This window comes from Martinezella sp. CNPSo 3732, assembly GCF_057784515.1.
The window spans coordinates 152,834-178,921 of the sequence record NZ_JBXSOO010000006.1; the positions used below are offsets into that span (position 1 = coordinate 152,834).

25 protein-coding genes and 1 tRNA gene are annotated in these 26,088 nt (G+C 60.5%); 11 read left to right on the forward strand and 15 right to left on the reverse strand.

Translation table 11 applies throughout. The features are described from left to right. Positions 1–70: 70 nt before the first annotated feature. From AC13RM_RS14295 to AC13RM_RS14305, 3 genes are all read right to left on the reverse strand, one after another. Positions 71–979, reverse strand: coding sequence for a sigma-70 family RNA polymerase sigma factor (locus AC13RM_RS14295; RefSeq protein WP_374822076.1), 909 nt, complete (start codon positions 977–979; stop codon positions 71–73). After that, positions 972–1,595, reverse strand: coding sequence for a flavodoxin family protein (locus AC13RM_RS14300; protein WP_162738105.1), 624 nt, complete (start codon positions 1,593–1,595; stop codon positions 972–974). Before AC13RM_RS14300 ends, AC13RM_RS14295 begins: the two co-directional genes overlap by 8 nt. 105 nt (positions 1,596–1,700) lie before the next feature. Continuing rightward, a tRNA-Ser gene (locus tag AC13RM_RS14305) sits at positions 1,701–1,790 on the reverse strand. 417 nt (positions 1,791–2,207) lie between these two features. Here AC13RM_RS14305 and AC13RM_RS14310 point away from each other — a divergent pair. After that, entirely contained in the window at positions 2,208–2,804 is a 597-nt protein-coding gene (locus tag AC13RM_RS14310; protein ID WP_488555210.1) for a DNA-3-methyladenine glycosylase, read from the forward strand. Positions 2,805–2,883: 79 nt separating this feature from the next. Here the strand turns inward: AC13RM_RS14310 and AC13RM_RS14315 are convergent, their stop codons facing one another. From AC13RM_RS14315 to AC13RM_RS14330, 4 genes are all read right to left on the reverse strand, one after another. After that, on the reverse strand, positions 2,884–4,428 hold the full coding sequence (locus AC13RM_RS14315; protein WP_374822072.1) for a DHA2 family efflux MFS transporter permease subunit: 1,545 nt from the start codon (positions 4,426–4,428) through the stop codon (positions 2,884–2,886). Continuing rightward, positions 4,421–5,647, reverse strand: a complete 1,227-nt coding sequence (locus AC13RM_RS14320) for an HlyD family secretion protein (protein ID WP_374822069.1) — start codon at positions 5,645–5,647, stop codon at positions 4,421–4,423. Before AC13RM_RS14320 ends, AC13RM_RS14315 begins: the two co-directional genes overlap by 8 nt. Next, on the reverse strand, positions 5,640–6,104 hold the full coding sequence (locus tag AC13RM_RS14325) for a MarR family winged helix-turn-helix transcriptional regulator (protein WP_095434908.1): 465 nt from the start codon (positions 6,102–6,104) through the stop codon (positions 5,640–5,642). The genes AC13RM_RS14320 and AC13RM_RS14325 overlap by 8 nt, the downstream gene beginning before the upstream one ends. 304 nt (positions 6,105–6,408) lie before the next feature. Next, on the reverse strand, positions 6,409–6,690 hold the full coding sequence (locus AC13RM_RS14330; RefSeq protein ID WP_095434909.1) for a hypothetical protein: 282 nt from the start codon (positions 6,688–6,690) through the stop codon (positions 6,409–6,411). A 180-nt stretch (positions 6,691–6,870) separates the two neighbouring features. Between AC13RM_RS14330 and AC13RM_RS14335 the strand changes: the two genes are divergently transcribed. The 5 genes from AC13RM_RS14335 to AC13RM_RS14355 are packed head-to-tail and all read left to right on the forward strand — an operon-like array spanning position 6,871 to position 12,359. Continuing rightward, on the forward strand, positions 6,871–8,763 hold the full coding sequence (locus AC13RM_RS14335) for a peptidylprolyl isomerase (protein WP_374822065.1): 1,893 nt from the start codon (positions 6,871–6,873) through the stop codon (positions 8,761–8,763). Between the two features lie 25 nt (positions 8,764–8,788). Further along, a complete protein-coding gene (gene trpD / locus AC13RM_RS14340) occupies positions 8,789–9,811 on the forward strand; it encodes an anthranilate phosphoribosyltransferase (protein WP_374822062.1) in 1,023 nt (340 codons plus the stop codon). 6 nt (positions 9,812–9,817) lie between these two features. Beyond that, positions 9,818–10,633, forward strand: coding sequence for an indole-3-glycerol phosphate synthase TrpC (trpC, locus tag AC13RM_RS14345; protein ID WP_374822059.1), 816 nt, complete (start codon positions 9,818–9,820; stop codon positions 10,631–10,633). A 1-nt stretch (position 10,634) separates the two neighbouring features. After that, complete coding sequence (gene moaC, locus AC13RM_RS14350; RefSeq protein WP_374822056.1) at positions 10,635–11,129, forward strand: cyclic pyranopterin monophosphate synthase MoaC; 495 nt, start codon at positions 10,635–10,637, stop codon at positions 11,127–11,129. A gap of 3 nt (positions 11,130–11,132) precedes the next feature. Beyond that, positions 11,133–12,359, forward strand: a complete 1,227-nt coding sequence (locus AC13RM_RS14355; RefSeq protein WP_374822053.1) for a molybdopterin molybdotransferase MoeA — start codon at positions 11,133–11,135, stop codon at positions 12,357–12,359. A gap of 128 nt (positions 12,360–12,487) precedes the next feature. On the opposite strand, the gene gnd is transcribed toward AC13RM_RS14355, so the two are convergent. Then, complete coding sequence (gene gnd, locus AC13RM_RS14360; protein ID WP_015339934.1) at positions 12,488–13,513, reverse strand: phosphogluconate dehydrogenase (NAD(+)-dependent, decarboxylating); 1,026 nt, start codon at positions 13,511–13,513, stop codon at positions 12,488–12,490. Positions 13,514–13,817: 304 nt separating this feature from the next. On the opposite strand from gnd, the gene tehA reads away from it, so the two are divergent. Then, complete coding sequence (gene tehA / locus AC13RM_RS14365) at positions 13,818–14,819, forward strand: dicarboxylate transporter/tellurite-resistance protein TehA (protein WP_374822048.1); 1,002 nt, start codon at positions 13,818–13,820, stop codon at positions 14,817–14,819. 30 nt (positions 14,820–14,849) lie between these two features. Continuing rightward, entirely contained in the window at positions 14,850–15,221 is a 372-nt protein-coding gene (locus tag AC13RM_RS14370; RefSeq protein ID WP_285177147.1) for a VOC family protein, read from the forward strand. A gap of 32 nt (positions 15,222–15,253) precedes the next feature. On the opposite strand, the gene AC13RM_RS14375 is transcribed toward AC13RM_RS14370, so the two are convergent. Beyond that, the gene (locus tag AC13RM_RS14375; RefSeq protein ID WP_374822043.1) at positions 15,254–16,387 is read right to left on the reverse strand and encodes a citrate synthase; all 1,134 of its coding nucleotides are present in this window, start codon (positions 16,385–16,387) and stop codon (positions 15,254–15,256) included. A gap of 84 nt (positions 16,388–16,471) precedes the next feature. On the opposite strand from AC13RM_RS14375, the gene AC13RM_RS14380 reads away from it, so the two are divergent. Further along, complete coding sequence (locus AC13RM_RS14380) at positions 16,472–17,560, forward strand: citrate synthase/methylcitrate synthase (RefSeq protein WP_374822040.1); 1,089 nt, start codon at positions 16,472–16,474, stop codon at positions 17,558–17,560. Positions 17,561–17,583: 23 nt separating this feature from the next. On the opposite strand, the gene AC13RM_RS14385 is transcribed toward AC13RM_RS14380, so the two are convergent. Further along, positions 17,584–18,459 carry a LysR family transcriptional regulator gene (locus AC13RM_RS14385; protein WP_488555211.1) on the reverse strand — a complete coding sequence of 292 codons (876 nt, stop codon included), beginning with the start codon at positions 18,457–18,459 and terminating at the stop codon, positions 17,584–17,586. A 96-nt stretch (positions 18,460–18,555) separates the two neighbouring features. On the opposite strand from AC13RM_RS14385, the gene AC13RM_RS14390 reads away from it, so the two are divergent. After that, entirely contained in the window at positions 18,556–19,155 is a 600-nt protein-coding gene (locus tag AC13RM_RS14390; protein WP_374822034.1) for a LysE family translocator, read from the forward strand. A 25-nt stretch (positions 19,156–19,180) separates the two neighbouring features. On the opposite strand, the gene AC13RM_RS14395 is transcribed toward AC13RM_RS14390, so the two are convergent. The 4 genes from AC13RM_RS14395 to AC13RM_RS14410 all read right to left on the reverse strand — a co-directional run bounded on the left by AC13RM_RS14395 (position 19,181) and on the right by AC13RM_RS14410 (position 23,253). After that, a complete protein-coding gene (locus AC13RM_RS14395) occupies positions 19,181–21,040 on the reverse strand; it encodes a CHASE2 domain-containing protein (protein ID WP_488555212.1) in 1,860 nt (619 codons plus the stop codon). Positions 21,041–21,052: 12 nt separating this feature from the next. Further along, positions 21,053–21,586 (reverse strand): FecR domain-containing protein, encoded by a 534-nt coding sequence (locus AC13RM_RS14400; RefSeq protein ID WP_488555213.1) that lies wholly within the window; start codon positions 21,584–21,586, stop codon positions 21,053–21,055. Positions 21,587–21,671: 85 nt separating this feature from the next. After that, the gene (locus tag AC13RM_RS14405) at positions 21,672–22,721 is read right to left on the reverse strand and encodes a HoxN/HupN/NixA family nickel/cobalt transporter (RefSeq protein ID WP_113229843.1); all 1,050 of its coding nucleotides are present in this window, start codon (positions 22,719–22,721) and stop codon (positions 21,672–21,674) included. A 139-nt stretch (positions 22,722–22,860) separates the two neighbouring features. Beyond that, entirely contained in the window at positions 22,861–23,253 is a 393-nt protein-coding gene (locus AC13RM_RS14410) for a rhodanese-like domain-containing protein (RefSeq protein WP_113229842.1), read from the reverse strand. A 65-nt stretch (positions 23,254–23,318) separates the two neighbouring features. Between AC13RM_RS14410 and ftrA the strand changes: the two genes are divergently transcribed. Next, positions 23,319–24,371 (forward strand): transcriptional regulator FtrA, encoded by a 1,053-nt coding sequence (gene ftrA / locus AC13RM_RS14415; protein WP_113229841.1) that lies wholly within the window; start codon positions 23,319–23,321, stop codon positions 24,369–24,371. 33 nt (positions 24,372–24,404) lie between these two features. Here the strand turns inward: ftrA and pyrG are convergent, their stop codons facing one another. Further along, positions 24,405–26,042, reverse strand: coding sequence for a CTP synthase (pyrG, locus tag AC13RM_RS14420; RefSeq protein WP_015339947.1), 1,638 nt, complete (start codon positions 26,040–26,042; stop codon positions 24,405–24,407). Between the last annotated feature and the right edge of the window lie 46 nt (positions 26,043–26,088).

Below are 26,088 nucleotides of genomic sequence, written 5' to 3' on the forward strand. Positions count from 1 at the left end.
ATGCACTCGGTTTGTGATTGTGCTGGGATTTTGATGGACAGATTTGGAGCAGTTCTTTCAAGTGCTTGTATCAGGGCGCATCAGTAGAGTTCGTCCTGATAGACGTCGCCGACTCTGCCGCCCCGATAATGTGCTTCAGCTTGTCCGGGTTGCGCGTGCAATAGATGGCGACAACTTTTTCCCGTTCGATCTGCAGCGCGGTGGTCTGCACGATGTTGTCGCCCTCTATCGTTACGAAGCCCGGCAAGCCATCGATGATCGCATAGTGGATCAGTTGCGAGGGATGCTCGCGGAAAATTCTCGCCAGCTGCTCATGAAGCCGCATCGTGGCGGAAAGCCCGATATGTGGTCGCCGCGATGTCGGCACCTTGCCGCCGCCGTCGGCATAGACAACGACATCTTCTGAAAGCAGGGCCTGAAGAGAGGCCATGTCTCCCGTTCTCGATGCTACAAAGAAGGCTGCGGCAAGCTTGAGGCCTTCTTCCTTGCCGACGGCGAAGCGCGGCCTTGCCTCGGTGACATGCGCCCTCGCCCGGCTGGCAAGCTTGCGACAGGCGACCGCCTCGCGACCGATCGCCAGGGAGACGTCGTCGAAATCCATGCCGAATACGTCATGCAGGAGAAAGGCGGCCCGCTCCAAAGGCGAAAGACGCTCCAGCGCCAGCATCAGCGGCATGGTTATATCGTCAGCGGCATCGCCGTCCTCCGGATCGAAGATCGGCTCGGGCAGCCAGGAACCCACATAGGATTCCCGGCGACGGCGCGCCGATTTCAGCTCGTTCAGACAAAGCCGGGTGACGATAGTCCGCAGGAATGCCGCCGGTTCGCGAACGGAAGCGCGATCGGTTGCCAGCCAGCGCAGCCAGCTATCCTGCACGATATCCTCGGCATCCGCGACTGATCCAAGCATTCTATAGGCAAGCCGGACAAGGCGCGGACGCAGCTCGGAGAAGATCGGGTCGGACAGCGCCTCACTCATGGGCTGCAAACTCGCGCGCAAATGGATTGGCGTCGCGGCCACGGGCGAACTGCAGCGCCGTCAGTGCCACCCGCCGGCCAAGATGGCGGGCTGTGGCGAGATCGGATGCGGGCGGCGCAGTCTCCGGGCCTTCGTCCGTATTCGCCTGCGCTGCGGCGCCAAGCCAGAAGCCGAGGCGGTTCATGTCTTCTTCCGAGCCCGTCGAGGAGCAATTGGCCGGCGGCAGATCGAGACCGACCCAATGCATTCCATGCTGGGCTGCGAAGATCACCATCTGCATCAGCGTCGAAAGCTTGTCACCGGATCGTGACCCCGAAGTGGTGAAGCCGGCCGCAATCTTGTTCTTCCACAGATAGCCCCTGGCGAGAACGGCATTCGATGTTGCCTCCTGAAATGCTTTGAACGATGCGGAGACCGAGCCCATATAGGTCGGCGAGCCGAAGATGATCGCCTGCGCCGCATTGAGATCATCCCAATGGTGCTCCACCTCGTCCACGGTCAACAGTATCGCCTCCGCGCCATCAACCTCTTCGACCCCTGCCCTGACGGCCTCGGCCTGCCGGCCGGTATGTCCATAGCCGCTATGATACACGATTGCGATGCCCTGCCGGATCATTGTCATCTCCTTCGAATTTGGTTTTGCGAAGGACATGACAAGGCATGGGCGCGGTTTGTGACGTGCTGGGATTTTTACGGGAAGGAAAAAATTGGGAAAGCCTATTGGCGGAAGAGGTGGGATTCGAACCCACGGTACGGTTTCCCGCACGCCGGTTTTCAAGACCGGTTCCTTAAACCACTCGGACACTCTTCCCAAGCAACTGAAAGGGCCTGAAAAATCCATGCAGTGCTGATTTTTCGAAACCGGGTGTGGTCACCGGTTTTTCTACCCAATCACTCGACGGCTGGCTTTTTAGCAGCTTTAGTCGCCGCGTCAACTTGTTCCGTCCAGCTCCCTCGCATTCGCGATATCGGCAGGAATGGCGATTGAGGAATATCGGTCGGGTCGGGTGGCGCTGTGGGAAATTGATGTCGTCAGCGTGCTAGAAAATAAGGTGGCCCAGCCGCTGGAAAGGCTCGGGCCACCTTCGCCAGGTCAGGGGTCAAATCTGACTGAAGCAGGCTATTAATAAGTAATACTTAGTTTTTGTCAATTGTCACCGCGTCCGACCAAGCACTCGATGTTCGGCGCCGTGTTGATGGCTTCGGCTATCCGGGATAGTTTCCTCCCATGACTTCTGACGATCATTCCCAGTCTCTTGGTATCGAACCCTTCGCCGGCCCTGCCCTCACCGCCTTTTTCAGCCGAGATGCCGTCGTGGTCGCGTCCGACCTGGTCGGGATGCGCTTCACGGTTGGGGAGGTGGGCGGTCGAATCGTCGAGACGGAGGCCTATAGGCCCGATGACGAGGCCTCTCATGCATATCGCGGCCCGACGCCGCGCAATGCGGCCATGTTCCGCCCGGCCGGCCATGTCTATGTCTACCGCTCCTACGGCATTCATTGGTGTCTGAATTTCGTTTGCACCAAAGGGAGCGCCGTGCTCATCCGGGCGATCGAGCCGGAAAACGGCATCGAAGACATGATCCGGCGGCGGGGACTGGCCGACATCGTCTCGCTGTGCAACGGGCCGGGCAAGCTTTCGCAGGCGCTTGCTATCGATATAAGCCTCGACGGCCGCTCGCTGGATGCGGCTCCATTTTCGTTGTCTCGGGCCGAACCGGTGCCGGTCGTTTCCGGCAAGCGCATCGGCATCACGAAGAATATCGATCCACTATGGCGCTTCGGTGCTGCCGGCTCGCGCTTCGTCAGCCGCCGTTTCCCATGAAAGAGCAAAAAGCAAAGCGGCCGCCGGGGTGGCGCCCGGCGGCCATGAGCCGCGCAGTGAAACTGGAAAGGCTGCGCGACTATTCCATCGCGACGCTATGGTCGACCGCCGGCGGCGCCTTCGGTTTGCGCAAGAGCACCAGCAGCGGCATGGCGAAGATCGACATCAGCATCAGCAGCTTGAAGTCGTCGATATAGGCGATGATGGTCGCCTGCGTCGTGATCATGCCGTCAAGCGTGGCCCTGCCGACCGCCGTGAACGGGCTCACGCCCTGCGCGGCCGTGAGGTCGAAATAGCGGTTGAATGGCGTGACATAGGCGGCGATATTGGCATGGTTGACCTGCGTGTTCTCGGTAATCAGCATGGACACGACGGAAATGCCGACGCTGGAGCCGATGTTGCGCGAGAGGTTGTAGAGACCCGTCCCCTCGCCGCGCATCTGCGCCGGCAGCGTCGCAAAAGCGATCGTGGTTAGCGGCACGAAGAGGAAGCCCAATCCCGCCCCCTGGACAAAGCCGACCGATATCAGCGTCCATTGCGACACATCCGGCGTCCAGCCCGTCATGTCGTACATAGCCCAGGCCGTCAGTGCGAGGCCGATGAACAATAGCCAGCGCGTGTCGACCTTGCCGATCAGGCGCCCCACAAGGAACATGCAGAACATGGTGCCGAGCCCGCGCGGTCCCATGACGATGCCGGCAGTCACGACCGGGTAGCCCATCAGCGTCTGCAGATAGGGCGTCATCAGCGCCAGCGAGGCCAAATAGGTCACGCCGACGATGAAGATGAACAGGATGCTGACGGCGAAGTTTTGGTCCATGAACAGGCGCGGATTGACGAAACTTCGCTCGGCCGTGAACATGTGCACGAGGAAGAGGTAAAAGGCGCTGACGCAGACGAGCGCCTCGATGATGATTTCGCTCGAATAGAACCAGTCGAGCTGCTCGCCGCGGTCGAGGAATAGCTGCAAGCCGGCAATCGCAATGGAGAGCATGCCGAAGCCGAACCAATCGAGCTTGGCGAGCGCATCGAGCTTCGTTTCCGTCACGTAGACGACCATACCGAAGAATGCAAGCGCGCCGATCGGCACGTTGATGTAGAACACCCAGCGCCAACTGATATTGTCGGTCAGCCAGCCGCCGATGACGGGACCCAGCACCGGTCCGACCATGACCGAGACGCCGAACAGCGCCATGGCGCGGCCACGCTCCTCGACACTGTAGATATCGAGCAGAATGCCTTGCGATAGCGGTACGAGCGCGGCGCCAAAGAGGCCCTGCAGCAGGCGGAAGCCGACGATCTGTATCAGCGATTCCGACAGGCCGCAGAGCACCGACGCGGCGACGAAGCCGGCGATTGCTACCAGCAGCACCCGCTTGCGGCCGAACTTTGCCGAAAGGAACCCGGAAGGCGGCGTCATGATCGCCGCTGCGACGATGTAGGATGTCAGAACCCAGTTGATCTGGTCGGCGCTTGCGGAAACGTCGCCCTGGATATGCGGCAGGGCAACGTTGGCGATGGTGGTGTCCAGCGCCTGCATGATGACCGACAGGATAACGCAGGCGGTGATCGCGCCGCGATTGGCAACGGGCGCCGTGGGAGAGGCTGTGGCGGAGTTACTCATGATCCTGACCGCGGGCATGGCCCAGCAGGTTGGTAATGAAATCTGGCAGGCCGCGGGCATGGCCGGTATCGACATCGGCGACGACGCTCATTCCGACGCGCAGCGGAGGCTTGCCCGCCGTGTCGTCGATATTGACGATCATCGGTATGCGCTGGACCACCTTGACCCAGTTGCCGGTCGTGTTCTGTGCCGGCAGAAGCGAGAAGCTGGAGCCGGATGCCGGCGCGATGCTGGCGACCGTGCCCTTCCAGGTCACGCCCGGATAGGCGTCGACAGAGATATCGACCTTCTGGCCGGGTCGGACATAGGTGAGTTCTGTTTCCTTCGGGCTGGCGTTGATCCATAGATGTGTGGTGGAAACCAGCGAGAATCCCGGCTGGGAGGCCGTCAGATAGGCGCCGACCTGCAGCGAGGGTACGTTTGCGGTCACGCCGTCGAAGGGGGCTTTGACGACGGTGTCGTCAAGTTCCCGCTGCGCATTATCAACCGCAGCCTTTGCCTGCAGATAAAGCGGGTTCTGCTCCGGAGGCAGATCGGCAGTGCCTTCGCCGCCCAACTGGGCGAGAGTCGCGGCGGCTGTGGCCTTTGCGACCAATACCTTCTGCTGCGCGGCTTCGAGATTGTGTCTGGCCTGGTCGAGAGCCGCCTTGGAAGCGACCGAATTGGTGATCAGGTTTTGCTGGCGGTCGAATTCCGTCTGATAGTACGGGATGTCGGCCTGCGCCTGCGCAATTTCCGACAGGGATTGCTTATAGCTTGCCTGCAGGTTCAGGATCTGGTTCCTGGCATTGCCGAGCTGCGCTTTCGCACCTTCGAGTGCGATCCGGAACGAATCGGGCTTCAGGCGAAAAAGCACCTGCCCTTTCTTCACCACCTCGTTTTCATGCACGTCGACAGAAATCACCGTGCCGGAAACATCGGTGGAAACGCCGACCATATCGGCCTGGATGTAGGCATTGTCCGTAGACATGATCTGGCCACCGGTGACGTAGTAATAGCCGCCGATGACGAGCGCGACCGGAAGCAACGCAAACAGGACTGGTCGCGTCATGCTACGGCGCTTGCGCGGCCTCTCCGGGGGCGCCGCCGGTGCGGCCGGTGCGGCCGTCGAAGGCTGTGGCGCCGGGTTGGAGGATGGAGCCTCGGCGACGGAAGCTTGATTTTGTTCGGAGGAGTTTGCATTCGCAGGTACGCGAAGTGGGGAGGATGCTTCAGCCATGTTGTAACTCTTTGTCGACTGCCTTTGAACGGCAGGCGCTAACCAGGTTCGATTTCATAAGGGTAAGCAATTCATAGAGGCGCTCTTGATCTTCCTGAGAGGCGCCTTCCAGCGCTTCCCTGCGCGACTGTTCGCCGATGCTGCGCATGGCGTCCATCAAGGGCCGAGCCTCTTCGCGCATGTAGAGGAGCCAGCTGCGCCGATCATTCGGATGCTGCCGGCGCTCCACCAGCCCGCGTTCGCTGAGCTTGTCCAGGATACGCACTAGCGTGATCGGCTCGATTTCCAGAATTTCGGCCAGTCCGGCCTGATGGATACCTTCATTGTTTGCAAGGTAGGCTAGGGTCTGCCACTGCGAGCGCGTCAGACCCAAATCCTTCGCACGCTGCTCGAATCTCTTCCGAAGCAGTCGCGCAACATCGTGGAGGAGAAAACCAACGGTGGGGGTCGAAATCATTGTATTGGGAGCCTGCTATTCATAAGCAACCTTATAATTGTTGTTACGTATAGTAAGCGCCCATGTGATACAAGGGGGTGGACGTTCAACAAATGGCGATAGTCAACATGTCGCAGGGAGTGTCGCAAAGATGTCGCAGCAGGATTCGGTTGTAGTGCAGCGCACCTATCCTGCAATTCCTGGGCGCAGGCGCTCGCAGTCGTTACCAATTGAAAAGGCGCGAACGAATCGTCCGCGCCTTTTCGGCAGTTTCGCAGCTGCAGTGGCTCGTGGGGCTCGCCCGCCGATCGAGAGTTCGTCCTGCCTAGCGTCGGCTCAGAAGGCCGATCAGATAGCCGATGCCGGCTGCGGCAGCGACCATGAAAATCGGCTCTTCACGAACCCTCTCGCGCAACTGCTCTGTGATCTCCTGGGCTTCTTCTGCGACGACAGATTTCGCTCCCTGCCCCACAGCCGCCACGCTTTGTGACAGCTTTGCCAGATCGTCGCGCAACGCCGCGACCTGGGCGGCAAGATCCTCCATTGCCGTTTCCGTCTGTGCTCGCGCCGAAGACGACTGAGTAGAGGCTGATTTGGTCTCTGCCATCGTGTGCTCCTTATGTTTCCGCATTGCTAGAACGCTGCCGCTTCTCAAAGGTTCCGGCATGGCTGCAGCTCGTCAGGCGATTTCCCCACTGGCTCTTCAATTCCGGTTCGGATTGTTCTAAGGAACTCCGATTGTTTCGCCTGCGGGCGAAGACTTGATGATGACGAGGTTTGCTTTCCGATGTTCGACGTGCTGAGAAAAATCGCCCAGACCTGGGTTGCCAAGGGTTTGTTGCTTCTTCTTGCGGCAGCCTTCGGCGTGTGGGGCGTCGAGCGGTCCCTCATCACGGGCGGCGGCAGCAATACCGTTGTCACGGTCGGGGATCAGCACATTGATACAAACGAGTTCCGCCTCGCCTATCGCCGCCAGATCCAGGCGATCAGTCAGCAACTGCGCATGCAAATCACGCCCGAGCAGGCTCGCGCCTTCGGTATCGGACAGCAGACGGTGGCGCAGCTTGTCGCCGGCGCTTCGCTCGATCAGCTTGCCGCCGACATGAACCTCGGCCTCTCGCAAGACCGCCTAGCCAAGCTCATCGGCGACGATCCGGCCTTCAAGGCTGCGAACGGCGCCTTTGACCGTCAAAAATTCGATACGCTTCTGCGCAACAGCAACATATCGCCCGATGATTATATCAAGGAGCGCAGCAAGGTCGCGATCCGTGGCCAGATCGTTGAGGCTGTCTCGAACGGCTTTGTCGCCCCGGCGGTTCTTGCCGATGCGGTCAAGCAATATCACAACGAGACCCGCAGCATCGATTATCTGCTGTTGACCAACGCCAATATCGATCCCGTCAAGGCACCGGCCGACGACGTACTGCAGAAGTGGTTCGACGGTGTGAAGTCGAAATATCGCGCGCCTGAATACCGCAAGTTCGCTTTTGTGAAGTTGCAGGCCGAGGATATCGCCGATACTGCCAGTGTTACGGATGACGAAGTGCACGCGCAGTTTGACAAGCGCAAGGACAGCTTCACCACGCCGGCAACGCGCACCATCGAGCAGCTGACCTTCGCCAACAAGGATCTCGCCAATGCGGCCGCCGATGCGCTGAAGACGGGAACCACCTTCGATCAGCTCGTCTCCGACCAGGGCAAAAAGCCGTCCGACGTGCTGCTTGGCACCTTCAACAAGGATCAGGTTCCGGACAAGTCCGTTGCCGAGGCAGCCTTCGCCGTCTCCAAGGAAGGCGGCATCACGCCCGTCGTGGACGGTTCGTTCGGTCCGGTCATCCTGCGTGTGACGAATGTGAAGAACGAAACAGCCAAGAATTTCGACGAGGTCAAGGAAGATATTCGCAAGCAGATCGCGCTCGGCAATGCTGCCAATGAAATCATCAGTGTCCACGACAAGTTCGAAGACTTGCGCGGCTCCGGCGCATCGCTGCAAGAGGCGGCTTCGCAGCTCAAGCTGAAGCTTGTCACCATAGATGCGATCGATCAGACCGGCCTCGATCAGAACGGCAATGAGATCAAGGATCTGCCGGCTCGCCAGCAGCTGATCTCGGAAGTCTTCAAGGCCGATCAGGGCGGTAATCCGGCTCCGCTGACGGTCGGCAATGATGGTTATATCTGGTACGACGTGACGAACATCACGCCCGATCACGATCGCCCGCTTGCGGAGGTGCGGGAAAAGGCCGTCGCCGATTGGACCGCCGAACAGCAGAAGATTGCACTGGCCGCCAAGGCAGCCGAGCTGAAGCAGGCGGCGCAGAAGGGCAAGTCGCTTGCCGATATCGCAGCGCCGCTTGGCATCGCCGTTGAAAGCAAGACCGGCATCACGCGTTCGACGGATGATCCGGTTCTGGGCCGCGGCGGCATCGCTGCCGCCTTCTCCGGTCCCGTCGATACGGCCGCAAACGCCGTCGGCGCCGATGACACGACGCAGATCCTGCTCAAGGTCACCGATGTCAACGACAATCCGACAACGGATGCTCTCAGCAACGACGATCAGCAGGTGGCCCAGATCGCCAACGCCGCGGGCGATGACATCCTCGACCAGATGGTCAGCCAGCTGCAGTCCAAATATGCCGTCACGGTCAACCAGAGCCTCGCCGAACAGGCGATGTCCCGCTAGACCCATACGGGAGGATGGATCGTCAATGACAGAATTGAAGCCTTTCCTCGCCAAGGTTGCCAATCGCGAGGCGCTGACGCGGGACGAAGCCCGGCAGGCTTTCGAAATCCTGATGTCGGGCGAGGCCACGCCGTCGCAGATCGGTGCATTTCTCATGGCGTTGCGCGTGCGCGGCGAGACGGTGGATGAAATCGTCGGCGCCGTGACGACCATGCGCGCCAAGATGCTGCCGGTGGAAGCGCCTGCCGATGCGATCGATATCGTCGGCACCGGCGGCGATGGCTTTGGCACATACAATATCTCGACGCTGGCAGCGTTTATCGTTGCCGGCGCGGGCGTGCCCGTCGCCAAGCACGGCAATCGTGCCCAAAGTTCCAAGGCCGGCACCGCCGACACGCAGTCCGTGTTGGGCATCAAGCTCGATATCGGTCCGGAGACGATTGCTCGCTGCATTCGGGAAGCCGGTATCGGCTTCATGTTCGCGCAGCTGCATCATTCCTCCATGCGCCACGTTGGCCCTTCGCGTGTCGAGCTCGGCACACGGACGATCTTCAACCTTCTTGGCCCGCTTTCGAATCCTGCCGGCGCCCGTCGCCAGCTGCTGGGCGTCTTCGCGCCGCAATGGGTATTGCCGCTGGCTGAGGTGCTGAAGGATCTCAACGCGGAGAGTGTCTGGGTTGTGCACGGGGATGGTCTCGACGAGATCACGACGACCGGCAAGACCTCCGTCGCGGCCCTGGAAAACGGCAACATCCGCAGCTTCGAGCTGACACCATCAGATTTCGGCCTGCAACATGCCGACCTTGCCGATCTCAAGGGTGGGGATGGCGTAGCCAACGCTGCAGCTCTTCGTGCTGTGCTCGCCGGCGAAAAGAATGCCTATCGCGATATCGCCCTTGCCAATGCGGCCGCCTCTCTGGTCATTGCCGGCAAGGCTGAAACGCTTCATGATGGCATGAAGCTCGCGGCCCATTCGCTCGATAGCGGCGCCACCGCCGTTGCGTTGGAAAAGCTTATCGCCGTTTCCAACGAGGAAGAACAGGACTAGGACGTTATGACCGATATCCTTAGAAAGATCGAAGCCTACAAGCGCGAAGAGATCGCCGCTGCCAAGGCCAGGCTTTCCCTTGCCGATCTCCAAGCGATGCAGGCTGAACAGTCCGTGCCGCGCGGTTTTCACAAGGCGTTGCTCGCCAAACAGGATTCTGGCGCGTTCGGCCTGATTGCCGAAATCAAGAAGGCAAGCCCATCCAAAGGCTTGATCCGTCCGGATTTCGACCCGCCTGCCCTCGCCAAGGCCTATGAGGCCGGTGGTGCAGCCTGCCTTTCGGTGCTGACGGATACGCCGAGCTTCCAGGGCGCCCCCGAGTTTCTCACGGCTGCCCGCGCGGCCTGCGCGCTGCCGGCACTGCGCAAGGACTTCATGTTCGATACCTATCAGGTGCAGGAAGCGCGCGCCTGGGGTGCCGATTGCATCCTCCTCATCATGGCCTCGCTTTCGGACGACGATGCCGAGCGTCTCCAGGATGAAGCGTTCAGCCTCGGCATGGACGTGCTAGTAGAGGTGCACGATGCTGAAGAGATGGATCGTGCGCTAAAACTCTCCTCTCCGCTGATCGGCATCAACAACCGCAATCTGCGCACGTTCGAAGTCAGTTTGACGGTTAGCGAGAACCTGGCATCCATGGTGCCGGATGATCGGCTGTTGGTCGGCGAAAGCGGCGTCTTTACCCATGCCGACTGCAAGCGCCTCGAGGCCGTCGGCATCAGCACCTTCCTTGTCGGCGAAAGCCTCATGCGCAAGGACGATGTGACGGCGGCAACGAAACTGCTGCTGAACGGCGAAACCGGCATTCTGGCGGCCGAGTGAAATGAGCACCGAGAAGGCCGGTCTTACGCATATCGACGCGTCGGGCGAAGCTCATATGGTCGATGTTGGCGACAAGGCCGAGACGGCCCGCAGCGCCACGGCTACCGGCTACGTCAGGATGAAGCCGGAGACCCTGGCGCTGATCCGCGACGGCAACGCCAAGAAGGGCGATGTCATCGGCACGGCGCGGCTTGCCGGCATCATGGCGGCGAAGCAGACCAGCAATCTCATCCCGCTTTGCCATCCGCTTATGCTGACGAAGGTCGCCGTCGATATCGAAGAGGATGCCGCCCTGCCCGGGCTCCGTGTCACTGCAACGGCAAAGCTCACCGGCCGCACGGGAATCGAGATGGAAGCGCTGACGGCGGTTTCCGTCGCTTGTCTGACGATCTATGACATGGCCAAGGCCGCCGACCGTGGTATGGAAATCGGCGGTATCACTCTATTGGAGAAGTCCGGCGGCAAGTCGGGGGATTTCCGCCATTCGGGGGCCTGATCTATGAGCCTGTTACCCGTTGCCGACGCACAGGCACGCCTATTGGACAGTGCGGCGCCGATTCATCGTATTGAAAGCGTTCCGCTCGACATGGCCGAAGGCCGGGTTCTGGCCAAAGATCTGACGGCCCGCCTGACACAGCCGCCTTTCGACGCATCGGCGATGGATGGTTACGCGCTGCGCTTCGAGGATGCGGCGGGGCCTGGTTCGGAACTGCGGGTCATCGGCGCCTCCGCCGCGGGCCATGCCTTCGATGGTAGCGTCGGCAAGCGCGAAGCGGTTCGCATCTTCACCGGTGCGCCGGTTCCGACAGGTGCTGATTCGGTTCTCCTGCAGGAGGATGCGGAGCGCTTGGAGGGTGATCGCATCCGCACGACCTATCCCTTGCGCAGGGGCCAGCATATTCGTCCGCGCGGACAGGATTTCCTGGAAGGCGAATCGGTGCTTCCCGCCGGCACCGTCATGGATTTTTCCCGCCTTACGGTCGCCGCGGCCATGAACCATCCGGCATTGGATGTCTACCGGCGGCCGCTGGTCGCCATTCTGGCGACCGGCGACGAACTCGTGGCACCCGGCAATGAACCGGGGCCATCGAAAATCATCGCGTCCAACACGTTCGGCATCGCTGCACTGGCCCGCAATGCAGGCGCGCATGTGCTTGATCTCGGCATCGTCGCCGACGACAGCGACGAGATTACTGCGGCCATCGGCCGTGCGCAGGTGGCCAAGGCCGACATCATCGTCACGCTCGGCGGCGCCTCTGTTGGTGATCACGATCTGGTGCAGGCGACAATGGTCGCTGCAGGCATGAAGCTGGATTTCTGGCGCATTGCCATGCGCCCCGGCAAGCCGCTGATGGTCGGTAGCCTCGGCGACATGCATGTCCTGGGCCTTCCCGGCAATCCCGTTTCCAGCCTCGTCTGTGGCCTGCTCTTTCTCGAGCCATTGATAAGAAAGCTCGCATCCTTACCCCCGGTAAAGCGCGAAGGCATCGCGCGCGCCGCCGTGCCCTTCGCCGCCAACGATCAGCGACAGGATTATGTGCGCGCAACACTGACGAAAGCTGCCGATGGCGGCTGGCTCGCCGAGCCCTTCTCGAAGCAGGATTCGTCGATGATGAAGGTCTTTTCGCGCGCGGACTGCCTGGTCGTGCGCCCGCCGCATGCGCCGCAGCTTGATATAGGCTCGCCCACTCCGGTCATAGTCCTGCGACCCGATCTGCTGGACTGAAGTTACCCCCGGAAAAGTGCTTAGCGCGGTTTTCCTGCTGGAGGCAGCAAGACAATAAAAGCGGGCAAGCAAAAGCCAGGAAGTTTGAACCACCCGGCTCGCAATCATCAGATCGATAGGCCAATCAATTACTTTACCGGCTTCTCATGGTGGCCGCCGAAGCCGGCGCGCATGGCGGAGAGAACCTTGTTGGCGTAATCGTCATTGCCACGCGAAGCGAAGCGGCCGTAAAGCGCAGCGCTCAACACCGGCGTCGGAACGCCTTCGTCAATCGCGGCCGAGATCGTCCAGCGGCCTTCGCCGGAGTCGGACACGCGTCCGGCATATTGCGAAAGGGCTGCGTCGCCATGCAGGGCGTCGGCCGTCAGATCGAGCAGCCAGGAGGTGATCACGCTGCCGCGGCGCCAGACTTCGGAGATTTCGGCGATATCGAGATCATACTGATAATACTGCGGGTGCGAGAGCGGCGCGGTTTCTGCGTCCTTCTCCGCGTCCTGCTTGCCGATATTGGCATGGCGCAGCACGTTCAGGCCTTCGGCATAGGCGGCCATCAGGCCGTATTCAATGCCGTTGTGGACCATCTTGACGAAATGGCCGGCGCCGGACGGGCCGCAATGCAGGTAGCCCTGCTCTGCCGTGCTGTTCTTGGCAGCCTCTTCGGAGCGCATTGCCGACGGAGCGACATCACCGACGCCGGGAGCGAGCGTTGCGAAGATCGGCGAGAGATGCTGGACAGTTTCCTTTTCGCCGCCGATCATCAGGCAATAGCCGCGCTCAAGGCCGAAAACACCGCCACTGGTGCCGACGTCGACATAATGGATGCCCTTCGGCTTCAGCTCTTCGGCGCGGCGAATATCGTCGTGATAATAGGAGTTGCCGCCATCGATGACGATGTCGCCCTCTTCCAGCAACGGGACGATCGCGGCCAGTTCCTGATCGACGATTGCAGCCGGCAACATAAGCCAGACGACGCGTGGCTTTGCAAGTTTCGATACGAAATCCGCGAGAGACTTGCTGCCGGTGGCGCCGAGCTGCTCAAGCCCCGCGATGCTTTCCGGACGCGCATCGAAAACAACCGCGCTGTGACCGCCTCTCATCAGGCGCTGCACCATGTTGTTGCCCATACGGCCAAGGCCAATCATTCCGATTTGCATATGTCAGTCTCCTAGGACGGTTTTAATCGTTTGAATGTTCAATAGAGACATTTCGCAGTATTTTCCAATGAACAAATGACGGGCGAGCTATGCACAGGCCGGACAGCGAAGAAAAATTCGCCCGTTCACGCATCTGTGATATCGCTTGGTCAAACCTCCGGCTTTTCACCATGATCGCGCTTTGCCGGCTTCGAGGAAAGCTGTATTTTGCTCTCCCATTCGCATCAATGATTTAGCATCGGTCTCGGGTTCTTTGCATTATTCTCTTTGGGGCGGCGCTCATACAGGGCGTCAAAGGGGGCATATGGCTGCGTCTTTGAAATTACCGCTGGTTCCAGCTTCTTTTTTCGGTGTGGTTCTGGGGCTTTCCGGTCTCGCCAATGCCTGGCGCGTGGGCGCACGCATCTGGCACCTGCCGGCACTTGTCGGGGAAGTTCTCACCTTCATTACGCTGGCCGTCTGGCTGGTGCTGATCGTGCTCTATGCTTTGAAATGGATGGTGGCGCGCGAGGAGGCATTCAAGGAAGTGGCGCACCCTGTCCAATGCTGCTTCATCGGCCTTGTCGGGGTCGCGACTATGCTGGTGGCCGGGGGCCTCCTGCCTTATTCGCGTATCGGCGCCGAAACCATATTCCTGATCGGCGCCGTCTACACACTGGCCTTCTCCGTCTGGCGTACCGGAGGGCTCTGGCAGGGCGAGCGCGATATCGCCACGACGACAGCGGTGCTCTATCTGCCAAGCGTCGCCGGCAGCTTCGTGACCGCCATCGTCGGCGCCGCATTGGGCTTCCCGCAATGGGCGCAGCTTTTCTTCGGCGCCGGCTTCTTCGCCTGGCTTGCCATCGAATCCGCTCTGCTACATCGCCTGCTGACGGGACCGGCGCTGGCACCGCCACTAAGGCCGACCCTCGGAATTCAGCTGGCTCCGCCGGCCGTCGGTGCGCTAGCCTATATCAGCGTCACGCAAGGCCCTCCCGATATGCTCGTCCATGCAATGATCGGCTATGGCTTGCTGCAGGCTCTGATCATGTTGCGCCTTCTGCCCTGGATCATGAAGGAGGGCTTCAGCCCCGCCTATTGGGCCTTCACCTTCGGCGCAACGGCACTGGCGACTGCCCCGATGCGCCTTGTCGAACGTGGCGATGTCGGCCCTGTCACGCAACTTGCCCCCATTCTCTTCGCCGCCGCCAATATCGTCGTGGGTTTGATCGCGCTGGCGACAATCTGGCTGATTGCCAACCGCAAACTCGTCATCGGCTGGGTCGCGCTTGCCGACCGCGACGCAGGCGCCGTTGGTCAGCGGTAGTAGAGCTCAATCTCACTTTTGGAGGGTGATGTGCTTGATCATGTGACGATCGGGGTTCGCGATCTCGAGCGATCGAAGATCTTTTATGACACGATACTGCGCTCTATCGGCATAGAGCGTCTTTATGCCGAAGGCGAAAGATTTGCGGGTTATGGTATCGGCCAGAAGGCTTTCTTCTGGATTGGTCAGCGCGGTGCTCTGCAAACAGGCGCCCATATCGCCTTTGCCGCCCCAAACAGAGGGCTCGTCGATGAGTTCCATCGGGTCGGGATCATCGCCGGCGGCATCGATAACGGTGCTCCGGGTCTGCGACCCCATTATCATCCGAACTATTATGGCGCTTTCATTCTTGATCCCGATGGCCACAATGTCGAAGCCGTTTATCACCTGCCGGTGAGTTGAGCAGAAAGCGCCTGCGCTCGGTAAGAATGAGATCATGGTACCGGCGGACCGACATAACGCGCACGCGGCCGAATGAGCCTGCCGCTGGTGGCCTGCTCCATGGCATGCGCAAGCCAGCCGACCGAGCGGGCGAGTGCGAAAATGATCAGCGGCGCATCCTCCGGAAGATGATAGGCGTGGATCATCGCCGTCAAAGCGAAGTCAACATTGACCCGCTCACCGATCAGCTGCTCGCCGACATCGCGAACCTTGGCGAAAAGCGGTGGCAGCGTGAAGCAGCCAAGCAAAGCCTCTCCGCGGATATCGACATCGGGATAAAGCTGATGGCCGAAAGCCGGCAATGGCCGCCCTTCCGCCAGATAGCTGCGGACCGCTTCATCCACGCCTGTCGTGGCTGCCCGCGCGATTAGCGTGCGCACGCTCTGCCATGCACCGCCATGCAGCGGACCCGTCAGCGTGGAGAGGCCGGATAGCGTGGCGGCGGACAGCGTGGCGCCTGCAGACGCCGTGATCCGCGCAGTGAAAGTCGAAGCGTTCAGCTCGTGATCTGCAAGCAAGACGAAGCTACGGCGGATCAAATCCTCGGCATCGGGGCGATTCCAGGCAGCGGCAAGGCGTCGATGCAGCGGTTGATTGCACGCACCGGGAGCCAAGGCTTCAGCCACCGTGCCCAATACGCTTTCGGCCTCGTTCTGAAGGGCCGGAAGCGAGCGTCCGAGTGACGGCAGATCGCCCGTTATGCGCTCGGCAAGCATGGAGAAAGCGCTATTCAGGGAAGGCGGCCTCCGCCACGCCTCGCTTTGCTCGAATCGCAACGGCCGCTTCATGTCCCACAGCAGCCGTGCGATATCTTCGAGGCTTGCGCTTTCAGCAAGCATCGCCGCGTCCTTGCCGCGATAGAAAAGCCTGCCGTTCGAAACTGTCGACAGCGCCGATGGCAATACCGGATCGCCCCATTGAATAGCCTCGGCGGCCACCGTCTCGGTCTTGCGCCGTCCGGCATGACGGGTGGCCAGTCGCTTGACGTCATCGGCGAAATAGAGGCTGCGCCGCGTATCTGCGGGATCGGCTTTCGCGCGAATGCGCCCGCGGCTGACATTGGCGTAGAGCGTCTGTGATTTCGTTCCCAGCAGGTTCAACGCCTGCTCTGCCGTCAGCCAGCTCATCGGCCCTCATATTGATCAATTGCATCAAGATTGACGTCAATAGGAATAGATCCGATCTAATCGGATAGTCAAAGGAGAACCGTAATGAAAAGTGGTCTTGAAGATGTCATTGCCGCAGAAACCAAGCTGTCCGACGTCGACGGCGCTGCCGGTCGCCTGATCATCCGCGGCGTGTCGCTCGATGATCTGGTGGCGACCAGCCGCTTTGAGGATGTTGCGGCGCTGCTGCTGGATGGCCTGTTTGACGAACATATCGACGCAGCTTCTATCCGAACCCAGCTCGGCGCGGCTCGTGCTGCGCTTTTTGCGCATGTGGAGGCTGCCGATGCTGCTGTCCTCACGCTGCCGCCGGTGGATGCCGTGCGAGCCTTGCTGGCGCGCGTTGCTGACGGTGAGGATTTCGCCACCGCGATCCGCCTCATGGCGGCACCGGCCGTTTTCCTGCCGGCCGTCTTGCGATTGCAGAAGGGCGATGCGCCGATCGCGCCGGATGCCTCGCTCTCGCAATCGGCCGATATCCTACGCATGTTGACGGGTCGATTGCCGACGGCAGAGCAGACGGCAGGCCTCGATGCCTATCTGGTGACGATTTCCGATCACGGCTTGAATGCATCCACATTCGCCTCCCGCGTCATCGCCTCGACCCATGCCGGCCTCACCTCCTCGGTGCTTGCCGCAATCAGCGCCCTTAAAGGCCCTCTGCACGGCGGCGCACCCGGCCCTGTCCTCGACATGTTTGACGGTGTCGGCAAGCCGGAAAATGCCCGCGCATGGTTGTCTGGCGCCCTCGATCGTGGCGAGCGGCTGATGGGTTTCGGTCACCGCGTCTATCGCGTCCGCGATCCGCGCGCGGATGCGCTGAAGACGGCATTGAAGCCGATCTTTGCCAGCGGACAGGCAGATGCCGGACGTATCGCCTTGGCGGAAGCGATCGAGACGGCAGCACTGACGCTGTTGAAAGAGCGCAAGCCGGATCGTCCCTTGGACGTCAATGTTGAATATTACACCGCCCTGCTGCTCGATGCCCTTGGCTTCCCCCGCAGCTCCTTCACCGGCGTCTTCGCGATCGGCCGCACGGTCGGCTGGATCGCCCATGCCCGCGAACAGACGCTTGACGGACGCCTGATCCGCCCGCAGTCGCGCTATGTCGGCCCACTGCCGAAGGCGGCATAGGCCAGTCTATCGGAAGACGGAACTTAGGCGGCCTCGGATTGGCGCGGCCGCATCATGCCCTCACGGACATGGCGGGCCAGCTCCAATGCCTGCGGCGTCGCACCACTTTTCGGCAAATGCAGATTGATCGAAAAGACTGGCAATTCGGGCAGACCCTGCTCGACGGTGAGAATATCGAGATCAGTCGGCACGGTCGAAGCGAGCCAGGCAGTGACCGCCAGATCCGTACGCACGGTTGCCGTGGTCGCCTCGATATTGCCGTTCTCGAAAACCGTCCGCCAGCGCAGACCATCCTTGCTGAGCGCTGCAAAGACGGACGACCGGAAGGCACAAGTATCGGCGACCATCGAGATCGGCAGCGGCACCTTGCGATGGGCATTGCCGGTCTTCGCTCCGACCCAGACGAGCCGTTCCACAGCAAGACATTCACCCTTCGACGTGCCGTATGGTTCCTCCGCCACGCAGAGGTCGATAGCTCCCTTCCCCAGCTCTTTCAGCAGTTCTGGTGATGAAGCGCAGACCAGCGAAATCTCCACCTGCGGATGGCGCTCGGCATAGGATTTCAGCACGGGCGCCAGCGTCGCTCCAACAAGGTCATAGGGAACGCCGAGCCGGACGCCGCCGCGAATCGTGCTTTCCGTCATGTCGTCCCAGATCTCGTCGTTCAACGCCAATAGGCGACGGGCATTGCCGCGCAGCCGTTCGCCTGCTTCCGTCAGCCGCAATCCGCGCCTATAACGCTCGAACAAGGCGCAGCCGAGCATGTCCTCCAACCGCTTGATCTGCTGGCTGACGGCGCCCTGAGTCATATGCAGCATATTGGCAGCAATTGTCATGCTGCCCTGATCGGCAACGGTGGCGAAGGTTCTGATGAGGGCAATATCAAAGTTTCGGATCATGCAGGCATTATAATTGCTAATGCATCGATCCTTCAATATTCGATTTCATGATGCTGGAGCGCCGCCTATGCCTTTTCAATTAGAGAAAGGCTGGATATGACGATCGAACCCTTGCTGTCGCTGCTACTCTTCGCATTGGTTTCCACCATAACGCCGGGCGGTGCGACCACGCTTGCGACAGCATCCGGCGCTCACTTCGGCTTTCGCCGGTCCATACCGGTCATAGGCGGCTTTGCCTTCGGCCTGGGCTCGATGGCCGGTGCGGCGGCAGCTGGGCTGAGTGGCGTTTTGATGGCCTTGCCGATGCTGCAAATTGCCATGAAGACGCTGGGCTCGCTCTATTTGATCTGGCTTGCTATTCGAATCGGCAGAAGCGGCCAGCCGCACGAGGCCGGGCAGATGGTGAGGCCGACAGGCTTCCTTGCCGGCGTCTGGATGCTCTGGCACAATCCCAAGGGCTGGGCGATGACGATGGGGGCTGCCGCTTCTTTCGCTGCGTTGACAGAAAGTCCCATCAGACTTGGAATTCTGCTCGGTTTGACCTTCTGCCTAATTGCAGCCTTCTCGCTCGCCGTATGGTGCCTTCTCGGGCAGATGCTCGGGCGTCTGCTGAAAACGGCATGGCAGTGGCGGGTGGTCAATATCTCTCTTGCGTGCCTGCTGGTGATTTCGATCATTCCGATGTGGAACGAATGAAACCAGACAAACGAGGCTGGTTTGATCACGGCCGGCTGCGCCAGAGCCATATGGCCAAGGTCCCGGCGCGACCACGCAAGCCTGTTTCGATCGGGCCATCGAGGCTCCCTTCACTGAAAGGCGCGCTGTCCCGACCGGCGGAAAGCAGCAGTTCGTCGCTGATGGCGATTTCGGCGCGATTGCTGGCTGCGACCTCCATCAGGCGGCTGGCGATGTTGACGGTGTCGCCAGTTGCCGTGATCTGCTGGCGACCTCCACCACCCAGCCGAGAGGCGACGATGGTGCCGGAATGCGCGCCGATCTTGAAGCCGATGCGAGACGCGACCGTCTCCGGCAGCGCCGAGAGCCAGCCTCTCATCCGCTCGGCCAAACGAATGCAACAACGCGCGGCATCGGCGGGATCGCTCGGCTTCGGCTGCGGTAAGCCGAAAAGGATCATCGCTCCATCGCCCATGAAGCTGGTGATGGCACCGCCGCATGCAGTCACTTCCTCCTCGACGAGATTATAGAAGCCATTCAGGAGTTCCCGTACGGCAGCCGGGCCGATCGTTTCGCTGAGACCCGTGAAACCGTTAATATCAATGAAGACGACAGCAGCTTGCTGATGCACCGGGCTTGCGAGGAAATCGGGATCACGGGCGAGATGTTCGGCAAGGCCGGGCGCCTCGATGCGCTGCAGGAGCTCGCTTTGCTCGGCGAAGCGCGTGGCTCGCCTGCGGTCGAACCAAAGCTGTGCTGCGCCGAACAGCAGCGCCGGCGGCATGGTCGCGGCAATCGGCAGGGCGGCACTCAGCCAGACCCCATGCTTGAAGGCGCTGACATTGATCGCGAACCAGATGAGCATGACGCCGAGGACTGTTATCAGCCCGATGGTGCTGCGTTGCCAGGAGAGAAGGCCGACAACAAGCAGCGGCAAACCGATGGCGAAATAGAGATCGATGAAGCGAATGTTGCGGTCGCGCACCAGACCGTCTCCTGCAATCAGATGCGTGATTGAGGTCGCGATCACTTCGATACCAGGCAGAACGGGATCGAAGGGTGTTGGAAAGACATCGCCACCGCCGGTAACAGTCGCGCCGATAACGACGATGTGATCCCTGATCGCAGCCTCCGGCAATTGCCCATTGAGCGCAGCACTGGCACTGACGGCGCGGATCGTGCCGCGCGGGCCGTAGAAGGAGAGCGGCATGAGATAGCCGGTATCGGTCTGGATGGACCTGTCACCGATCTTGATATGATCGGAGATGACGGTTGTCTGCTCGTTGGTTGCGGTGGAAACGACACGCAGCGAAAAGGATGGTTCGATCCGCTCGCCGCTGCGAAACAGCAGCGGCACGAAACGCGGCGTGCCCGCCTTGTCAGTCTGCACATTGACGATCCCATAGCTTGCGACATCGGCGAACCGCTGCTGTGGTTCGAGGAATTGCAGCGCACTGGGCACGCGGGCGAGAGGTTCCTTGCTATCTTCCGTGACGCGCTGGCGGCTTTCAGGAAAGATACCGGCCGCAGCCAGCACAACCTTGGTCCGCTTGAGCGATTGTTCCAATGCCGCATCGTCGGCATTGTCGCCGGCGTCGACCAGGAGCAGATCGAGCGCGACGGCTTTCGGCCCCAGTGCGGTGATGGCATCGATCATTTTGGCGAGCGTGGCGCGAGGCAAAGGATAGTGTCCCGCCATACGCGACGTCTCATCGTCTATGGCAACGATCGTGACGAGATCGGGTGGCTGTAAGCTGCCGCCGAGCGTATTGCGGAGGTTCGTGAGCGTCGCTTCGGCGCCGTCGACAAAGGGGATGTCGCCGCGCAGATGCGCGATGCCGAGGCTCAGTCCCCAGACGGCAGTCAAGAGAAGCGCAATCAACGTCTGCAGCGGTGGTCGGCGCATGGCGTCGCGATCTCATTGACCGAGGCGGGCCATCAGAGCGTTTATGCGCGGCTGTCCCCATTGGATGACACGCAATGGGAAGCGGCTGCGATCGACATCGACGCCTTGCCCTTGGCCGAGCGTGACCCCTTGCCCGGTCGATATCTTGTTGACAGCGACGCGGCCACGCAAGACAAGCACAGACGCGTTGCCCCGCTTCACGTCGACGGCCCATCGCGTGCCGCGCACGGCGGCGATTGCCTGTGGCGTCACCACTTCGAATCCGCCCCGAACGCGACCGGCATCCACATCGATCAGCGCTGCCTTGCCGTCGAGCACAAGAGCATCCACATGGCCATCACGGTTCCGATCCGCAAGCCGATAGTGCGCGCCGCGCTCGACGATGATGCTAAGTCCAGCTTCGCAATTCAAGATCTGGCGCGTCGCGCTGACAGCAGGCTGCAACGGGCAATTCGTGACGGCTTGCGCGGAAGCCGTGCCGGCACTGACGATGCATAGGCTGCCTGCTGCCAGCGCCAGGCTGCGAACATTGCTTGTGTGGATCATGATTGTGGCCCCTCATCGCCTATAACTGGAGCCGCGGACGGCGATTTCCAGTCACGGTATGCCCGATCCCTGGGACGATGATGCGTCATGAACGATTGATCTGCAAGTTGTCGTAGCCTCTGACTTTGTAGAGCACGGTCGAAACCAGCCAGCTCAGCAGGAAAATGCCGACGACGGCGAAACCGAAATTGGCAAGATTGTCATTGAGTTCGCCGATGAAGCTCCAGAAGCCGCCTTCAAGGCCGAGCTTGTCGGAAATCAGCCCCAGGGCCTCGATGCCGCCGATGAAGACGGCGACGACGACTGACGCCGCGGTGATGGTCAGATTGTACCAAAGCTTGCGCACGGGCTTGACGAAGGCCCAGCCATAGGCACCCGTCATCAGCGTGCTATCCAGCGTATCCATCAGCGACATGCCGGCGGTGAACAGCGCCGGGAAGACCAGTATGGTCCAGAAAGACATGCCCTGCGCGGCTTGAGCGGCCGAAATGCCGAGAAGCCCGATTTCCGTTGCTGTATCGAAGCCGAGGCCGAAAAGGAAGCCGATCGGATACATATGCCAGGAACGCGTCACGACCTTGAACATCGGACGGAAGATGCGTGCCAGAAATCCGCCGCCGGCAAGCAGCGTGTCGAGGTCTTCCTCTGCGATCCGCTCACCCCTCTGCGCCCGTCTGAAGGCGGACCAGACACCTTTGAGGACAAAGAGATTGGCAATGCCGATCAGCAGCAGAAAGACCGCTGAAACCGTCGTACCGATGACGCCGCCGATATCGTGGAAGGAATCGAGCTGGCTCTGCATGGCAGCGGCTGTGGCGGCAATCAGGATCGAGGCGATCACGACGATCGAGGAATGACCGAGCGAGAAGAAAAAGCCGACGGCATAAGGCTGCTTCTTTTCCTGAATGAGCTTGCGCACGACATTGTCGATGGCGGCGATGTGATCGGCATCGAAAGCGTGGCGTAGGCCGAACATATAGGCAAGAAGCGCAATACCGAGCAAAGACGGGCGGTCTTCAAAGGCAACCCAGGCCCAAGCCCACGCGGCAATATTGAAAGCGATCAGCAGCGTGAAGGTGATGGCGATCTTCGCTTTCGGCCGCTCGACGCCATCATCAAATGGATTGAGGATCATACTTTTGTTCCCGTTATGCTTACTCGCACAGTGTCACGGAAAGGAAAGCGGCGCGACAGGTAAATGACGTAGATGCCGAAGTTTTTTGCAGTGTCGCAAAAACGGGCAGACCCGACATATGCCAGCTCTGCCCTCGTGCTCAGCCCTTCTCGAACGGATAACTCTCATCGGCCCAGCCGGTCATGCCGCCGATCATGACCTTCACGCGCTTGCCGAGCGTGCCCAGGCGCCAAGCCGCCTTGTCGGTGCCATTGCAATGCGGCCCGGCGCAATAGACGACGAAGAGTGTATCGTCAGGCCATTCCGCCATCTTCCTGGCGGTCATCTTGCCATGCGGCAAGTTGATCGCAGCGGGGATATGCTTTTCCTGGAACATGGCAGGGCCGCGGACATCGAGCAGGACGAAATCGACCTTGCCCGATGTCATGGACTGGTGGACGTCGGAGCAATCGGTTTCGAAGCCGAGCCTCTTGGCATAGTGTTCGGCGACGAGACTGGGATCTGCGGCAGGGATTTCACTGACTAGCGACATGGAACGCTCCTTCTTTGCTTCGGTGCATTCATGCCTGAGCGATCCCGTGGTTGAAATTGGCCGAAATGCCATATAGCGTCGATATCATGCCAAACTCAGATAACCCCAATCTCCGCGCCCCCCATGTCGTTGCCCTCATCTATGACGGGCTGTGCACCTTCGAATTCGGTGTCGCCTACGAAATTTTCGGCCTGCCGCGACCGGAGATAGGTGAGGATTGGTATCGCTTTTCCGCCTGCGCGATCGAGGAAGGCCCACTGCGCGCCGCGGGTGGGCTGACGGTGCAGGTCGATCATGGCCTCGAGGTCATTGCCGATGCCGATCTGATCGTCGTGCCTGGTTGGCGTGGTATAGGCACGGCAGTCCCTGCCCCTCTGATTGCCGAGCTCCAAGCGGCGAGCCGCCGTGGCGTCCGCATCATGTCTCTCTGCTCTGGCGTCGCGGTCCTCGCCGCCGCAGGATTGCTTGCGGGCCGCAAGGCGACGACGCATTGGCGCTATGTCGATTCCATTGCCGCGCGCTATCCGGACATATCAGTCGACGCCGATGTTCTCTATGTCGATGAAGACAAGGTGCTGACCGCCGCCGGCAGTGCCGCTGCCATCGATCTCTGCCTGCATGTCGTGCGCCGGGATTTCGGACCGGATGTCGCCAACAGTGTCGCCCGCCGCCTGGTGGTTCCACCCCATCGCGAAGGAGGCCAGGCGCAATATATCGAGACGCCGGTTTTGAGGCAGCGCGAGGGCGCGCGTTTGGGCCCCCTGCTTGAATGGATGCGCGAGCGTTTGCAGGAAGATCAACCCATCTCCGCGCTTGCAGCGCGGGCCGGCATGAGTGTTCGGACCTTCCAGCGCCGTTTCGAGGCGACCACCGGCATGGCGCCGGGTGAATGGCTGCTCAGCGAGCGGCTGCGGCGTGCTCGCGATTTGCTGGAGAAACAGGCGGCCATTTCGCTTGACGATGTGGCAGTGGCAAGCGGATTTGGATCGCTCGCCACCATGCGCCATCATTTTCGGGAGAGGCTTGCGGTAAGCCCGAGCGACTACCGCAAGCGATTTGCAGTCCTCAAAGCAGTTCCGGGAAAAGTGCGTAGCCGTTTTCCATCCGGAACTGCGTAAAAGCAAAGATGTAGAGCACTTCGGTGAAGCGCTCTATACCAGCCGGCTTTGTTCCGTCGCCGCTTCGATGAAGCTGGAGAACAGCGGATGCGGTTCCAGGGGACGGGATTTCAGTTCCGGGTGATACTGGACGCCGATGAACCATGGATGATCCGCATATTCGATCGTCTCAGGCAGCACGCCGTCCGGTGACATGCCGGAGAAGGTCAGGCCGCAATCTTCCAGCTTATCCTTGTAGTCGATGTTGACTTCATAGCGGTGGCGATGGCGCTCCGAAATATCGGTGGAGCCGTAGATTTCCGAAATCTTCGTGCCCTTCTTCAGGGCCGCCTTATAGGCACCGAGACGCATGGTGCCGCCGAGATCGCCCGATGCGGTGCGCTTCTGCAGTTCGTTGCCCTTCAGCCATTCGGTCATCAGGCCAACGACAGGTTCCTTGGTAGGGCCGAACTCGGTCGACGAGGCATGCTCGACACCGGCCAGATTGCGGGCCGCTTCGATGACGGCCATCTGCATGCCGAAGCAGATGCCGAAATACGGCACCTTGCGTTCGCGCGCGAAACGGGCAGCCAGGATCTTGCCTTCGGAACCGCGCTCGCCGAAGCCGCCAGGCACGAGAATGCCATGAACCTTCTCGAGATAAGGCGCTGGATCTTCCTTTTCGAAGACCTCAGATTCGATCCATTCCAGCTTGACCTTGACCCGGTTGGCAATGCCGCCATGGTGCAGCGCTTCGATCAGCGACTTATAGGCATCCTTGAGGCCGGTATATTTGCCGACAATGGCGATGGTCACCTCGCCTTCCGGCGTGCGGATGCGATTACAGACCTCTTCCCACTGTTCCAGACGCGGCTTCGGAGCCGGCTCGATGCCGAAGGCGGCCAGCACCTCGTTGTCAAGGCCTTCCCTGTGGTAAGCCATCGGCACATCATAGATGTTCGCAACATCGAGCGCCTGAATGACGGCAGATTCCCGCACGTTGCAGAACAGCGAAAGCTTGCGGCGCTCGGCTTCGGGAATTTCACGGTCCGCACGCACGAGCAGAATGTCGGGATGAATGCCCAGCGCCTGCAGTTCCTTGACCGAATGCTGCGTCGGCTTGGTCTTCAGCTCGCCGGCAGCCGGAATATAGGGCATCAGTGTCAGATGAACGTAGACGGCCGTGCCGCGTGGCAGGTCGTTGCCGAGCTGGCGGATCGCTTCCATGAAAGGCATGGCTTCGATATCGCCGACCGTGCCGCCGATCTCGCAGATGACGAAATCATACTCGTCATTGCCTTCGGTCACGAAATCCTTGATCTCGTTGGTGACGTGCGGAATGACCTGAACGGTCGCGCCGAGATAATCGCCACGGCGTTCCTTGTCGATGATGTTCTTGTAGATGCGACCGGTGGTGATGTTGTCGGTCTTGGTGGCCGAGCGGCCGGTGAAGCGCTCGTAGTGGCCGAGATCGAGGTCGGTTTCCGCTCCGTCATCGGTGACGAAGACCTCGCCGTGCTGGGTCGGGCTCATCGTGCCCGGGTCCACGTTCAGATAGGGGTCGAGTTTGCGCAGGCGAACTCGATAACCACGAGCCTGCAACAACGCTCCGAGAGCCGCAGCCGCAATTCCTTTTCCGAGGGAAGAAACCACGCCGCCAGTGATGAATACATATCGCGCCATGGGAGTCACCGGATACCTTTTCACAAATGATTCCGCTAGCCCTAAAATTCGTTTC

What these genes read in the sequence shown, in the direction of transcription:
- moaC (WP_374822056.1), top strand. Translation starts at nt 10,635, where the DNA reads ATGAGCACCGAGAAGGCCGGTCTTACGCATATCGACGCGTCGGGCGAA.
- AC13RM_RS14335 (WP_374822065.1), top strand. Translation starts at nt 6,871, where the DNA reads ATGTTCGACGTGCTGAGAAAAATCGCCCAGACCTGGGTTGCCAAGGGT.
- ftrA (WP_113229841.1), top strand. Translation starts at nt 23,319, where the DNA reads ATGCCATATAGCGTCGATATCATGCCAAACTCAGATAACCCCAATCTC.
- gnd (WP_015339934.1), bottom strand. Translation starts at nt 13,513, where the DNA reads ATGCAAATCGGAATGATTGGCCTTGGCCGTATGGGCAACAACATGGTG.
- AC13RM_RS14325 (WP_095434908.1), bottom strand. Translation starts at nt 6,104, where the DNA reads ATGATTTCGACCCCCACCGTTGGTTTTCTCCTCCACGATGTTGCGCGA.
- AC13RM_RS14400 (WP_488555213.1), bottom strand. Translation starts at nt 21,586, where the DNA reads ATGATCCACACAAGCAATGTTCGCAGCCTGGCGCTGGCAGCAGGCAGC.
- AC13RM_RS14320 (WP_374822069.1), bottom strand. Translation starts at nt 5,647, where the DNA reads ATGGCTGAAGCATCCTCCCCACTTCGCGTACCTGCGAATGCAAACTCC.
- AC13RM_RS14295 (WP_374822076.1), bottom strand. Translation starts at nt 979, where the DNA reads ATGAGTGAGGCGCTGTCCGACCCGATCTTCTCCGAGCTGCGTCCGCGC.
- AC13RM_RS14385 (WP_488555211.1), bottom strand. Translation starts at nt 18,459, where the DNA reads ATGATCCGAAACTTTGATATTGCCCTCATCAGAACCTTCGCCACCGTT.
- tehA (WP_374822048.1), top strand. Translation starts at nt 13,818, where the DNA reads ATGGCTGCGTCTTTGAAATTACCGCTGGTTCCAGCTTCTTTTTTCGGT.
- AC13RM_RS14410 (WP_113229842.1), bottom strand. Translation starts at nt 23,253, where the DNA reads ATGTCGCTAGTCAGTGAAATCCCTGCCGCAGATCCCAGTCTCGTCGCC.
- AC13RM_RS14310 (WP_488555210.1), top strand. Translation starts at nt 2,208, where the DNA reads ATGACTTCTGACGATCATTCCCAGTCTCTTGGTATCGAACCCTTCGCC.
- AC13RM_RS14390 (WP_374822034.1), top strand. Translation starts at nt 18,556, where the DNA reads ATGACGATCGAACCCTTGCTGTCGCTGCTACTCTTCGCATTGGTTTCC.
- AC13RM_RS14315 (WP_374822072.1), bottom strand. Translation starts at nt 4,428, where the DNA reads ATGAGTAACTCCGCCACAGCCTCTCCCACGGCGCCCGTTGCCAATCGC.
- AC13RM_RS14380 (WP_374822040.1), top strand. Translation starts at nt 16,472, where the DNA reads ATGAAAAGTGGTCTTGAAGATGTCATTGCCGCAGAAACCAAGCTGTCC.
- trpC (WP_374822059.1), top strand. Translation starts at nt 9,818, where the DNA reads ATGACCGATATCCTTAGAAAGATCGAAGCCTACAAGCGCGAAGAGATC.
- AC13RM_RS14300 (WP_162738105.1), bottom strand. Translation starts at nt 1,595, where the DNA reads ATGATCCGGCAGGGCATCGCAATCGTGTATCATAGCGGCTATGGACAT.
- AC13RM_RS14375 (WP_374822043.1), bottom strand. Translation starts at nt 16,387, where the DNA reads ATGAGCTGGCTGACGGCAGAGCAGGCGTTGAACCTGCTGGGAACGAAA.
- AC13RM_RS14405 (WP_113229843.1), bottom strand. Translation starts at nt 22,721, where the DNA reads ATGATCCTCAATCCATTTGATGATGGCGTCGAGCGGCCGAAAGCGAAG.
- trpD (WP_374822062.1), top strand. Translation starts at nt 8,789, where the DNA reads ATGACAGAATTGAAGCCTTTCCTCGCCAAGGTTGCCAATCGCGAGGCG.
- AC13RM_RS14355 (WP_374822053.1), top strand. Translation starts at nt 11,133, where the DNA reads ATGAGCCTGTTACCCGTTGCCGACGCACAGGCACGCCTATTGGACAGT.
- AC13RM_RS14330 (WP_095434909.1), bottom strand. Translation starts at nt 6,690, where the DNA reads ATGGCAGAGACCAAATCAGCCTCTACTCAGTCGTCTTCGGCGCGAGCA.
- AC13RM_RS14395 (WP_488555212.1), bottom strand. Translation starts at nt 21,040, where the DNA reads ATGCGCCGACCACCGCTGCAGACGTTGATTGCGCTTCTCTTGACTGCC.